This is a genomic window from Shewanella sp. SG41-4 (assembly GCF_014164505.1).
Classification (GTDB): domain Bacteria; phylum Pseudomonadota; class Gammaproteobacteria; order Enterobacterales; family Shewanellaceae; genus Shewanella.
Genome location: NZ_JACJFI010000018.1, coordinates 1 through 12,972 on the forward strand (window position 1 = coordinate 1; position 12,972 = coordinate 12,972).

Genomic DNA, 12,972 nt, shown 5'->3' on the forward strand with positions numbered 1-12,972 from the left:
TATGTTGAATATGATTGGTGGTTTAATCGCTTATCAACTCAAAGAAAGTAAGCCACAACTCAATATCACAGATGTCGATTTCAATGCGATTTCTGTTATGGCTTAAACCGATCTCAGGTTATTTAGTAAAAAGTTCTATGCTCGATAATGCGAGTTTTTCGGCGATGTCGTAGTCATCAACATATAAATGAATTATCGCAAGCAAAGCATATTGGTTTGCCAAATCTCTCTCAGAGCCTATGTTTATATTTTTACTGAAATCTTCTGCTTTATTTAAAAAATAGAGTACTTTGGCTTTATCATTTAGCGCTATGTGTATAAGCGCTAAATTGAGAGTTACTGTAGATTTTATTTTTCCAAAAAAAGAAATATCTTTATAAGCTAATTCGGAAAAATGCAATGCCTCTTCATACTCTCCCATGGAGAAAAAAACATTTGAAATTTCCGATTGGATGTATGAAATAGGTAGCAAATACCAATGCTGAAATTGGCTTTGCGCCTCACCATAAATATCTAAGGCAAAACGCAAGTCTTCAATGGCCGAATTATAATTTTCTAGGCTAGTATTTTGCCTACTTCTGGCATAAAGGCTATTTACAATCGCTTGTTTTTCAGAGTAACGCTTGGCTAAACGTAGAGCTTCTTCGGTGAGTTGTTGTTCTTGTAGCGTGTTGCCGAGGCTTTGATGTGCAATCGCTTGGCATTGTATAAAGTAAGGGCGAGCAGTGTCATACTTAAATTCCCTAGCATTGATTTCACCTTGTTTGGCAAAGGAAATAGCTTGATTAAACTCACCAAACTCCAATAAATTAAAACAATGTAACAGCGTTAATCGCAATAGGTCGATATTGGCTAATGGTTGTTGAACATGTTGCTGATCGAGTAAATCAATGAGTGTTTTGGCGTCTGCAGATCTTTGAGTATTAATATTGCTGATCACATCGAGTTGCTTACGAACGCTCAGTTGTTGAGTTTCGGCAATGATATTGTCGGAGAGTAATAAGCGTTGTGATGGTTGAGCAGAAGCCGCCGAGATCGCTAAATATAGCGTGAGGCCAAAGATTAAAGCAAAAATGCGACTAAAGTTATACTCAATACTCTTTTTCGACAACATCATCGTCATATATCTACTTAACATGGGGTGAAAGCAGTATACGATTATTTATATCCAGATACATAAAAATATAGCTGATGCAGCCACTTAGGCTGGTGTTTATTTTAACATTGAGAGCTAAGTACATTAATTGAAAGCGAATCAATATTGGCTGATTTAGTCATTGATTCACTGTAATGAGGCACTAGTACGCTATCATCTTTTTCACGTTGGCCAAATTAGGGTTGACACAGACGGCTGGTCGCGTTACATATTAGGCATAGACATATTTTGTACGTCAAACCTTTAGCTTAATTAGTTATTAAAAGTGAATATTAACGCATGAACACACAATCAGTTTTACTCGGACTCCTTCTCCTCTCTCGCATATCCTGCGCGGATTCCTTTGTGTTACATGTAAAATAATTCATTAAACATACACAAACCCCGCGCTAATAGTCGCGGGGTTTTTTTTTAGCCCTTTTGAAATGAAGCAGTTGTGGAGATCGCAGCTAATTCACATAAACATGATGGTCGATGGAGAAATTCGATGTCCAATAGAGTCATAATTTTTGATACTACCTTACGCGATGGTGAGCAAGCATTAGCAGCCAGTTTGACCGTTAAAGAAAAATTACAAATTGCCCTAGCACTTGAGCGTTTAGGTGTAGATGTAATGGAGGTGGGTTTTCCTATTTCTTCTCCTGGTGATTTTCAATCGGTGCAGACCATTGCAAAAACCATTAAAAACAGTCGCGTGTGTGCGCTATCTCGTGCACTTGAAAAAGACATTGATGCTGCTGCACAAGCCTTGTCTGTTGCCGACCAATTCCGTATTCATACCTTTATCTCTACTTCGACCATTCATGTAGAAAGTAAATTAAAGCGTTCTTTTGACGATGTATTAGAGATGGCCGTTAATGCGGTTAAATACGCCAGACGATTTACTGATGACGTTGAATTTTCATGTGAAGATGCTGGTCGCACACCAATCGATAATTTATGTCGTATGGTTGAGGCGGCGATTAAAGCCGGTGCTCGTACCATTAATATTCCTGACACCGTAGGTTATACAGTGCCAAGCGAGTTTGGTGGGATTATTCAAACCTTATTTAACCGGGTACCTAATATTGATCAAGCAGTAATCTCGGTTCATTGTCATGACGATTTAGGTTTGTCGGTGGCTAATTCCATTGCTGCAGTTGAAATGGGTGCTCGTCAAATTGAATGTACTATTAACGGTATTGGTGAGCGCGCGGGTAACTGTTCTTTAGAAGAAATTGCAATGATCCTTGCAACCCGTAAAGATTTGCTTGAGTTAGATTGCGGCATTAATGCCAAAGAAATTCACCGCACTTCATCGCTAGTGAGTCAATTATGTAATATGCCCATTCAAGCCAATAAAGCGATTGTGGGAACCAATGCATTCTCTCATTCATCGGGCATTCATCAAGACGGTATGTTAAAAGCCAAAAATACTTACGAGATCATGACACCAGAAAGTATTGGCTTAAACCGTAATAATTTGAACATGACTTCACGCTCTGGTCGCCATGTGATTAAACATCGCATGGAAGAAATGGGTTACCAACAAACTGACTATGACATGGACAGCCTTTACGAGCAATTTTTGACCCTAGCAGATAAAAAAGGCCAAGTGTTTGATTATGATTTAGAAGCATTGGTCTTCATGGAGTCGCAGGCTCAAGACGACGATAAGTACCAGCTACAGCACATGATGGTGCATTCTGATTCGACTGAAGGTGTGGCAACCGCCACCGTACGTATTGCGATTGATGGTAATGATATTACTGAGGCTGCTACGGGCAATGGTCCTGTTGATGCGGCTTATAATGCCATTGCACGCGCAACTGAGCGTAAAATTAATATCACTAATTACAAGTTAAGCGCGAAAGGCGAAGGTCAAAATGCGCTTGGACAAGTTGATATTACTGCAAAATATAATGAACAAATGTTCCACGGCGTTGGCTTAGCAACAGACGTCGTTGAAGCATCAGCTCAAGCGTTAGTACATGTGATGAACCTAGTGTACCGCGCAGATAAAGTGGCTGATTTTAAACAACAGATCCATAAAGAAAGGGAGTTAGGTGGCGTATGAGTTATCAAATAGCAGTTTTGTCGGGGGATGGTATTGGCCCAGAAGTGATGGCAGAAGCACGTAAAGTGCTTAATGCTGTAGAAACACGATTTGGACTGGATATTCAATACACCGAATTTGATGTCGGCGGTATTGCCATTGATAACCATGGTAGTCCTTTACCTGACGCGACCTTAAAAGGTTGCGAAGCGGCAGATGCGATTCTATTCGGCAGCGTCGGTGGTCCTAAGTGGGAACATTTACCTCCTAACGATCAACCTGAACGTGGGGCATTATTGCCATTGCGTGGTCACTTTGAGTTATTTTGTAATTTACGCCCAGCCAAATTACATGACGGCTTAGAGCATATGTCACCGCTTCGTAGTGATATTTCTGCCCGCGGCTTTGACGTGTTGTGTGTCCGTGAATTAACCGGTGGTATTTACTTTGGTAAGCCGAAAGGGCGCCAAGGTGAAGGTGACGATGAAGAAGCATTCGATACTATGCGTTATAGCCGTCGCGAAATTAGTCGTATTGCACGTATTGCTTTTGAAGCGGCGCGTGGACGTAAAAATAAGGTCACTTCGGTAGACAAAGCAAACGTATTAGCCTGCTCAGTATTATGGCGTCAAGTGGTTGAAGAAGTAGCTAAAGACTTTCCAGATGTCACTTTAGAACATATCTATATTGATAACGCGACTATGCAGCTATTACGTCGTCCTGATGAGTTTGATGTGATGTTATGTTCAAACTTATTTGGTGATATTTTGTCAGACGAAATTGCCATGTTAACTGGCTCTATGGGGCTATTGTCTTCGGCAAGCATGAATAGTTCGGGTTTTGGCTTATTTGAACCTGCCGGTGGCAGTGCGCCAGATATTGCTGGCCAAGGTATCGCTAATCCAGTGGCACAAATTTTATCTGCTGCGTTAATGCTACGCCACAGCCTAAAGCAAGAAGAGGCGGCAAGCGCTATTGAACGTGCAGTGACAAAAGCATTGGCAAGTGGTTATCTCACCGGTGAATTAGTGGCTGCAGACAAACGTAGCGAAGCTAAGTCAACAGCGCAAATGGGTGACTTTATCACTCAGGCAATAAAGGAAGGTGTGTAATGGCCCAAGTGACAGGTAAAACCTTATATGAAAAAGTGTGGGACTCACACATTGTTACCAGCCCAGAAGGTGAAGCGCCAGTTGTGTATGTTGATCGTCATTTAGTCCATGAAGTCACATCACCACAAGCATTTAGCGGTTTAAAAGTGGCAGGCCGTAAACTACGCGCGCCACAAAAAACCTTTGCGACGATGGACCACAATACTTCAACTCGCAGCGCCAGTTTAGATGCGTTAAGCCCAATGGCGCGTACTCAAGTTGAAACACTGGCACAGAATTGTAAAGAGTTTGGCGTGCGTTTGTATGACATTCATCATCCAAATCAAGGTATTGTCCATGTAATGGGGCCAGAGCTTGGTATTACCTTACCCGGTACTGTGATTGTGTGTGGTGACTCTCACACTGCGACCCATGGCGCATTTGGCGCATTAGCATTTGGTATTGGCACATCAGAAGTTGAGCATGTGTTAGCAACCCAGACACTACGTCAGTTAAAAGCCAAAAATATGAAAGTTGAAGTGCGTGGCCAAGTAACCGATGGCGTGACGGCTAAAGATATCGTGTTAGCGATTATCGGTAAGCTCGGCATGGATGGTGGTACAGGATACGTGGTTGAGTTTTGTGGTGAAGCCATTGAAGCATTAACCATGGAAGGCCGCATGACCTTATGTAATATGGCCATTGAAATGGGCGCTAAAGCTGGTATGGTTGCGCCTGATGAAACCACATTTAACTATCTTAAAGGTCGTGAGTTTTCGCCTAAAGATGCACTGTGGGAACAAGCTGTCGCAGCATGGTCTGAGCTTAAATCTGACCCAGATGCTGTGTTTGATGCCGAAGTGGTATTAGATGCCAACGATATTGCACCGCAGTTAACGTGGGGTACAAACCCTGGTCAAGTGGTGGCAATTGATGGTGTAGTACCTAACCCTGAACAAGAAACTAATAGCACTAACCGTACCAGCATGATTAAAGCGTTAGAATATATCGGCCTTACTCCGGGTACTAAGATGACCGACATTAGCATCAATAAAGTGTTTATTGGTTCTTGTACTAACTCTCGCATTGAAGATTTACGTTCAGCCGCTGTGCACGCTAAAAACCGTAAAGTTGCTGATGGTGTAGTGGCAATTGTGGTGCCGGGTTCTGGCCAAGTGAAGTTACAGGCCGAAGCTGAAGGGTTAGATAAAATCTTTATCGAAGCTGGTTTTGAATGGCGTTTACCGGGCTGCTCAATGTGTTTAGCGATGAATGATGACCGTTTAGAAGCAGGCGATCGCTGTGCATCAACCAGTAATCGTAATTTTGAAGGTCGTCAAGGCCGTGGCAGCCGTACCCATTTGGTTAGCCCTGCTATGGCAGCCGCTGCTGCAGTGGCCGGTCACTTTGTTGATATTCGCAAACCTTACTAAACCGAGATAGGAGATACACATGCAAGCATTTACTGCCCATACCGGTTTAGCGGTAGCCATTGATAGCGCTAATGTCGATACAGATCAAATTATTCCAAAGCAATTTTTATCCAAAGTGACCCGTGACGGTTTTGGGGTTCATTTATTCCATGACTGGCGCTATTTAGACGATGCTGGCGATAAACCTAATCCTGAATTTGTGCTAAATCAGCCACGTTATAAAGGCGCTTCTATTTTATTAGCACAAGAAAACTTTGGTTGTGGATCGTCGCGTGAGCATGCGCCATGGGCACTAGCTGATTTTGGCTTTAGAGTGATCATCGCGCCGACGTTTGCCGATATTTTTTACGGTAATTCGATTAATAACGGTCTGTTACCCGTTAAATTAACATCGGTACAAGTGCAACAATTAATGGATGAAGTGGCAGCCAAAGAGGGGGCAAAAATTACCGTCGATTTACAAGCTCTCACTGTAACGTCACCTTCTGGAAGTGTGTTTGATTTCACTATTGTTGAATCTGCCCGACATAAGTTATTGAATGGTCTTGATGCGATTGGTTTGACGTTGTCATTCGAACAGCAAATCACTGATTATGAAACTAAGATACCTGCTTGGTTCGCATAATCTGCACTCTCAAAATGTTTGATAGTGCCATTTAAATAGCGTGAACCATGAATTAAAAACCTCTTGATGATGCATTAAGAGGTTTTTTTGTTTTTAATTGTAAAAATATTTATGTAAAAATTTTGTATATGTGCATTTAATGAATCTATCATAGCTGAATATCATTAATCATTTAAGCTCACTAGCGTACTATACAAGATGGTTTAACGTTATGTTTTTAAGTAATAAAAATTAATTTATTATTGTGTGAGGTTAACTCGGTTTACAGCTATACCGCTTTTAGTTTCTTTTTGATAGCAGAAAACTAAAAGTTTGATCATGGTCACAATTTAAAATTCAATCACTCACTCCTTGTTCAGTCCCTTTACGCAGTTGCAAAGCTTTTTTGGTTCAGTACACTGGCGGCTTCATTTAAATCGAGTTTTTACTCTATAAAATCGATTTATGCAGTTTGAAACTAAGACACAGAGAATCATAATGAAAAAAACAGTGTTAACACTGGCGATTAGCGCCATTGTATTTGGGGCAACAACTCAAGTGAACGCGGCAGGTTTCCAACTTGCAGAATATTCAGCGACAGGTTTAGGCCGTGCATTTGCTGGTGAAGCTGCTATTGCAGACAATGCGTCAACTCAAGCGCGTAATCCAGCCATGCTAGCTTATCTAGAAGGTCGCCAAGTATCAGCGGGTGGCATCTATGTCATGCCGAATGTTGATGTGGTTGGTGATGTCGGCATTTCTTCACCATTATTAGGTTCTGAGCCATTAGTGATTGGTGCTGATGCATACGATGTTGCTGGCAATGCTCTTGTGCCAAATTTTTATTATTCAAACCAGTTGAATGATCAATGGACTTGGGGTCTAGCGGTTAATTCAAATTATGGTTTAGCAACCGATATTCCGGTAGCGGATGCGGCGGCTATTTTTGGCAGTAAAACCTCAATTACCACTGTCGAATTTAATCCCAATGTTGCTTACCGTATTGATGACTCATTTACTGTAGGTGCTGGCCTACGTGTGGTATACGGTGAAGGTGAAGTAGGTGCAACTGCCCCTGGTTGGATTGATGCAATTAAAGCCAATCCAAACTTACCTGCAAGCATTAGTGCGCGTTTACCTTCTGGTGGAACCGAACTAAAGTCAATGGAAGGTGATGATGTTGGTTATGGCTGGAAAGCAGGCGCGAGCTGGCAAATTAACTCAGCTAACCGCATCGGTTTGGCTTATCACAGTAGTGTTGATCTTAAATTAGACGGTCATGTGTCTGGCGTGGTTTATAATGGCGGTCAGGACATCGAAATCGAAGGTTACTTACCAGTCGAATTACCTGCATTTGCAGAACTAGCTTCGTATCATCAGTTAACTGAAAACTGGGCAATGCATGCCAGTGTAAATTGGACTGAATGGAGCGTGTTTGAAAAACTAGTGGCGTATTTTCCTGGTGATGTTAAGCCTGTAGGTGACTTAGAGTCAGACGTGGTAAAAGAAGAGAACTTTAAAGATAACTGGCGTTATGCGCTTGGTACTACCTATACCCTTAATGACCAGTGGACATTACGTGCGGGTATGGCACTTGATAAAACTGCGGTTGATGATCAACATCGCACCACGACCATTCCAGATTCTGACCGTTTATGGTTCAGTGTTGGTACCGGTTACCAAGTCTCTAAAAATCTGAATGTTGATGTGGGTGTGACTTACATTCGTACTTTTGGTGACGCGCCAATTGCTGAGGCTCAAGACCTTTTAGGACTTGCTGCGGTTAGCTTTACTGGTGAAGCGACGGGTGACGTATGGTTAACAGGCGTGCAGTTAAGCTATAAGATGTAATAAGCTCTGCTAGTGTTGATATTTAAGGCCTCGCAGTAGCGAGGCCTTTTTATTTATTGGTCTACAGTAAAACGATGAGGTTTTCTGTGAACTGGCGACAATTACTTGCATTAATTTTATATGTCGATGTACGATGTCACATTGGCTTATTAAGCAGATAAATCATATAAAAATAATAATGACAAAATGATATAGGAAATCAGATGGTTGCAAAAAAATACATTGTCGCGTTAGATCAAGGCACTACAAGTTCTCGTGCCATTGTGTTTGATCATCAAGCGAATATTGTCGCCGTGGCTCATCGTGAATTTACTCAACATTATCCGCAAGCGGGATGGGTAGAACATGATCCGATGGAGATATGGTCTTCACAAAGTTCTGTTTTGGTTGAGGTGTTAACCCGTGCGGGTATTAGCCGTCATGATGTTGCGGCGATAGGGATTACCAATCAGCGCGAAACCACGATTGTATGGAATAAGCACACAGGTAAGCCGGTATGTAATGCGATTGTATGGCAATGTCGCCGCAGCCAAGCAATATGCCAGCATCATAAAGCACAAGGTGCTGAAGATATGGTTCGCCAGAAAACTGGGCTGGTACTAGACCCGTACTTTTCTGCGTCTAAAATCGAGTGGATTTTAGACAACGTTGAAGGCGCTCGTGAGCAAGCCGAAGCAGGGGATTTATTGTTTGGCACTGTTGATACTTGGTTGGTGTGGAAACTCACACAAGGTGAAGTCCATGTGACTGAACCGACCAACGCATCTCGGACTATGTTATTTAATATTCACGATCAGCAGTGGGACCAAGAGTTGCTCGATCTGTTTAATATACCTAGGGCAATGTTACCTGAAGTGAAACCGTCTTGCGCAATATACGGTTATACCGAACTGGCTGGCAATCATGTTCCTGTAGCAGGCATGGCTGGCGATCAACAATCGGCGTTATTTGGCCAATTGTGCATTGAGCCTGGGATGGCTAAAAATACCTATGGTACCGGATGCTTCTTGTTAATGAACACGGGTGACAAAGCGGTAGAGTCTACCCATGGATTATTAACGACCATTGCTATTGGCGCTGATACAAAGGTGAATTATGCCTTAGAAGGCTCGGTATTTATGGGCGGCGCGGTTATTCAGTGGTTGCGTGATGAGTTAGGTCTTATTGCCGATGCGTGTGACACCCAATATTTTGCCGACAAAGTGGACGACACCAATGGTGTGTACCTGGTGCCTGCATTTGTGGGCTTAGGTGCACCTTATTGGGACGCAGATGCCCGAGGTGCCATTATTGGCTTAACCCGAGGGGCCAATCGGAATCATATTATTCGCGCAGCATTAGAAGCAATAGCTTACCAGTCTCGGGATGTGCTTGATGCTATGAGCAAAGATTCTAATGTACCATTAACACAAATTCGCGTGGATGGTGGTGCGGTAGCAAATGACTTTTTAATGCAATTTCAAGCCGATATTACAGGGGTAACAGTGATTCGCCCGCGAGTAACGGAAACCACGGCAATGGGGGCTGCATTTCTAGCGGGCCTAGCTGTTGGCGTATGGAAGTCGACGGATGAATTAAAAACCATGCTGTCTACCGAGCGAGAGTTTACCTCAACAATGGATATAGAGACTCGTGCAACCTTGTACAAGGGCTGGCAGAAAGCAGTATCTCAAGTGAGCCCTAATGGTGACGTTGAGGAAACCAAGTAAACATTACACTTCAATATCAATGAGCTGACTGGCGGTTTCTCCACGAGTGGAGAATCGCTTATCAGTTTTCATTCGCCTAGTTCTACTACCTAGATTTTTTTTATCATTGATCGTTCTCGGTTTGGCGCGTCTTTCTTGACGTGGTACTTCCTGCCGTTGAATAGGCATTTTGTGGGTAATGCTGGGGGGTAATTGTGACTGAGGAGCCTCGTGACTGTCTGCACTAATAGCACTGACATGTTTGACTTGTTCAACAATTCTCTTACGCTCACTCACAGCTTGTACAGGCCTAGCTAGCATGGCATAAATGCTGTCAATACTCATGTTGCCCTCCTGTGGCGGTGAAATGACGCTGGATGTTTATCATCATAACTGTTTATCGACTCAGTTTGATTAAAATTTAATCTTTTTTAAGTTGTGGATCGTTTAGCTGCTATTTTCATACTCTTGATTGATAACATTCCATTGGCTCCCGGCTGGCACAGATGTTTTTAACGATGCTCATTTCATTATTTTCAGCGTTTATTTAATCACGCACCAAAGATAATTGAATAACGTAAACATCACCCGTTTAGCCACATCTGACAACCAAAGGCGCATTTATGCGTCAATAGCTTATCTATTGCCTGCTAATCCAACGCAGATAGCAAAACACAGAGCGGAGCGATAGCGCTGTTTTGTCGCTCACTTGCGTTATAACAATCATCGTTTTTACCGTTTATCATAGCGTCATCATCATCACCGCATGCGCCTTAAGGCATTAAGAATAATTAACTGTGATTGTGAGATGTATTGATAAAATACAAGCCTTCAATATCAAGGGGAAAAGATATACACCGTGATGTTTTGCAGTTGAAGTGTAGCAAGATAAGTAAAGAGGTTTTCGGCCTCAATAATGCTGATGTTAAAGATACTCGACAGGCATAAGCACAGATTTAAGAACTTTTTTAAACCTAAAAAGTGGGCTCAGTCGACTATTTGTTGATTTTTAATGTGCTTTAAATTGAGCTATTGAGCAATATTACGATGTAAAGAAGGAACATTCGAGCGATTAAATAACATTAATTAAAAAGATCGCCAGTCTATTTTAGTCGATAAAGTGACCGTTATGTCTCTGGTTTAACTCATTTACCCTGATTTTTAGCTGTTTTCTACCGACAGCTCTGTCATTCATCCCGCTTGATATTAATTTGCTGCTAACCCGCTTGGGGTCTGGATTTAATATATCTGTCCATTGCTTGACAACACTTGCATAGAGTCCCTAAACTTAGCATTTGTGGGAAGAAGTGGATCATTGTGGATCAAATGACAACATTAAGGGCTAAATAACGTGTTTCGTGGTGCCAGTGCAATCAACATGGATGCTAAAGGGCGGATCGCTATTCCAGCCAGATACCGTGATGCTTTGCGTGTGGAACATGCCGGTACCGTGATTATGACCGTTGATATTGACGCTGCTTGTTTGTTGATTTATCCGTTACATGAATGGGAGCAGATTGAAGCAAAGCTAAGATTGCTTTCTGATACCGATCCACTTGAGCGTTCCTTTAAACGAAAATTACTAGGTCACGCACAAGATTGTGAACTAGACAGCCACGGACGTATTGTGATTCCGCCGGCATTACGAAGTTTCGCCAGTTTAGAAAAGAAAACCATGCTGGTGGGCTTACTGAATAAATTTGAATTATGGGAAGAGAGTGCTTGGCAGCAACAAATGGATGATGGCAATGCGCTCATTCAAAGCCAAGATTTAGCCAGCAATGAACGCTTGGCACACTTTTCACTGTAATGACCAAAAAGGTTAGAAGAACCCAATGAGCCAAGAGTTTGCCCATTTATCAGTATTATTGAATGAGACCGTTGACGGTCTCAATATCCAAAGTGATGGCATCTACATTGATGGCACTTTTGGCCGAGGTGGGCATTCGCGTCATGTATTAAGTCATTTAGGCGAAAATGGTCGTTTAATTGCAATTGATCGTGATCCACAAGCGATTGAAGCGGCTAAGCAGTTTGCTGATGATCCACGTTTTCAAATCGTACACGGTGGCTTTGGTCAACTAGCTGAGTATGTCGAAGAACTTGGATTAACGGGCAAAATTAATGGCGTATTACTTGATCTTGGCGTGTCGTCACCACAATTAGACGATGCTGAACGTGGCTTTAGTTTTTTACGTGATGGCCCGCTCGATATGCGCATGGACAATAGCCAAGGTCAAACTGCGGCGCAGTGGATAGCACGTGCAGAAATTGAAGATATGGCATGGGTGTTTAAAACCTACGGCGAAGAAAAAAATTCGCGCCACATTGCACGTTGTATTGCTGCCGATCGCGAAAAAACACCTTTTTTACGTACCAAAGATTTAGCCGATTTAATCGCGCGTATCACTAAAAACAAAGAGCGCAATAAGCATCCCGCAACTCGGGTTTTTCAGGCTATTCGTATTTATATTAACAGTGAATTAGAACAAATCGATCAGGCACTTGAAGGCGCATTAACGGTATTAGCACCTCAAGGACGTTTATCGGTGATCAGTTTTCATTCGTTAGAAGATCGTATGGTTAAACGTTTTATTCGCCGTCATAGTCAAGGTGAAAGCGTGCCACATGGATTACCTATCATGGAAGCAGAGCTTAATAAATCGCGTAAATTGAAGGCGGCTAGTAAAGCGCTAAAACCTTCTGATGTAGAATTAGAGCAAAATCCACGTGCGCGTAGCTCAGTGTTACGAGTTGCCGAGCGTCTGGATTATTAACCACTGAGGGTAATGTGAGCCAATCACCATTAAATTTGCCTCGGATTGTGTTACATGACATTTGGCACCACAAGTGGGTATTGCTGTTGAGTGTGTTAGTTGTGATGAATGGCGTAGCTGTCGTTTATACCAGCCATGTAACACGTAAGTTGATTACTCAATGGGATCAACTTCTACAAGAGCAAGATCGCTTAGATATTGAATGGCGAAACTTATTATTAGAAGAACAATCACAATCAGAGCACAGTCGTGTGACTCGGATGGCAACCAAAGAATTGAATATGTCTCGGCCGCTTCCTAGAGAGGAAGTTATCATTCGAGTCAAGTGAGCATAGGG

General features: G+C 42.4%; 11 protein-coding genes and 1 pseudogene. 10 read left to right on the plus strand and 2 right to left on the minus strand.

The annotated features are described in order from the left end of the window. Positions 1 to 106: pseudogene (locus H5202_RS03350) on the plus strand (IS982 family transposase); the annotation flags it as partial. Between the two features lie 12 nt (positions 107 to 118). Here the strand turns inward: H5202_RS03350 and H5202_RS03355 are convergent. Continuing rightward, entirely contained in the window at positions 119 to 1,123 is a 1,005-nt protein-coding gene (locus H5202_RS03355) for a hypothetical protein (RefSeq protein ID WP_182770798.1), read from the minus strand. Between the two features lie 520 nt (positions 1,124 to 1,643). Between H5202_RS03355 and leuA the strand changes: the two genes are divergently transcribed. The 6 genes from leuA to glpK all read left to right on the plus strand — a co-directional run bounded on the left by leuA (position 1,644) and on the right by glpK (position 9,879). Beyond that, positions 1,644 to 3,212 (plus strand): 2-isopropylmalate synthase, encoded by a 1,569-nt coding sequence (leuA, locus tag H5202_RS03360; RefSeq protein WP_182770799.1) that lies wholly within the window; start codon positions 1,644 to 1,646, stop codon positions 3,210 to 3,212. Continuing rightward, a complete protein-coding gene (gene leuB / locus H5202_RS03365) occupies positions 3,209 to 4,303 on the plus strand; it encodes a 3-isopropylmalate dehydrogenase (RefSeq protein ID WP_182770800.1) in 1,095 nt (364 codons plus the stop codon). Before leuA ends, leuB begins: the two co-directional genes overlap by 4 nt. Then, positions 4,303 to 5,715 (plus strand): 3-isopropylmalate dehydratase large subunit, encoded by a 1,413-nt coding sequence (gene leuC / locus H5202_RS03370; protein ID WP_182770801.1) that lies wholly within the window; start codon positions 4,303 to 4,305, stop codon positions 5,713 to 5,715. Before leuB ends, leuC begins: the two co-directional genes overlap by 1 nt. A gap of 19 nt (positions 5,716 to 5,734) precedes the next feature. Then, complete coding sequence (leuD, locus tag H5202_RS03375; RefSeq protein ID WP_182770802.1) at positions 5,735 to 6,340, plus strand: 3-isopropylmalate dehydratase small subunit; 606 nt, start codon at positions 5,735 to 5,737, stop codon at positions 6,338 to 6,340. 477 nt (positions 6,341 to 6,817) lie between these two features. Next, positions 6,818 to 8,170 (plus strand): outer membrane protein transport protein, encoded by a 1,353-nt coding sequence (locus H5202_RS03380; protein WP_182770803.1) that lies wholly within the window; start codon positions 6,818 to 6,820, stop codon positions 8,168 to 8,170. Between the two features lie 203 nt (positions 8,171 to 8,373). Beyond that, complete coding sequence (gene glpK, locus H5202_RS03385) at positions 8,374 to 9,879, plus strand: glycerol kinase GlpK (RefSeq protein WP_182770804.1); 1,506 nt, start codon at positions 8,374 to 8,376, stop codon at positions 9,877 to 9,879. 3 nt (positions 9,880 to 9,882) lie between these two features. Here the strand turns inward: glpK and H5202_RS03390 are convergent, their stop codons facing one another. Beyond that, positions 9,883 to 10,203, minus strand: a complete 321-nt coding sequence (locus H5202_RS03390) for a hypothetical protein (RefSeq protein WP_182770805.1) — start codon at positions 10,201 to 10,203, stop codon at positions 9,883 to 9,885. A 1,006-nt stretch (positions 10,204 to 11,209) separates the two neighbouring features. Here H5202_RS03390 and mraZ point away from each other — a divergent pair. From mraZ to ftsL, 3 genes are read left to right on the plus strand one after another with little or no spacing between them, the layout of a single operon-like run. Beyond that, complete coding sequence (gene mraZ, locus H5202_RS03395) at positions 11,210 to 11,668, plus strand: division/cell wall cluster transcriptional repressor MraZ (RefSeq protein WP_059746825.1); 459 nt, start codon at positions 11,210 to 11,212, stop codon at positions 11,666 to 11,668. 25 nt (positions 11,669 to 11,693) lie between these two features. After that, positions 11,694 to 12,635: a 16S rRNA (cytosine(1402)-N(4))-methyltransferase RsmH gene (gene rsmH / locus H5202_RS03400; protein WP_182770806.1), complete on the plus strand. Its 942-nt coding sequence runs from the start codon at positions 11,694 to 11,696 to the stop codon at positions 12,633 to 12,635. 14 nt (positions 12,636 to 12,649) lie between these two features. Continuing rightward, the gene (gene ftsL / locus H5202_RS03405; protein WP_182770807.1) at positions 12,650 to 12,964 is read left to right on the plus strand and encodes a cell division protein FtsL; all 315 of its coding nucleotides are present in this window, start codon (positions 12,650 to 12,652) and stop codon (positions 12,962 to 12,964) included. Positions 12,965 to 12,972 lie beyond the last annotated feature (8 nt).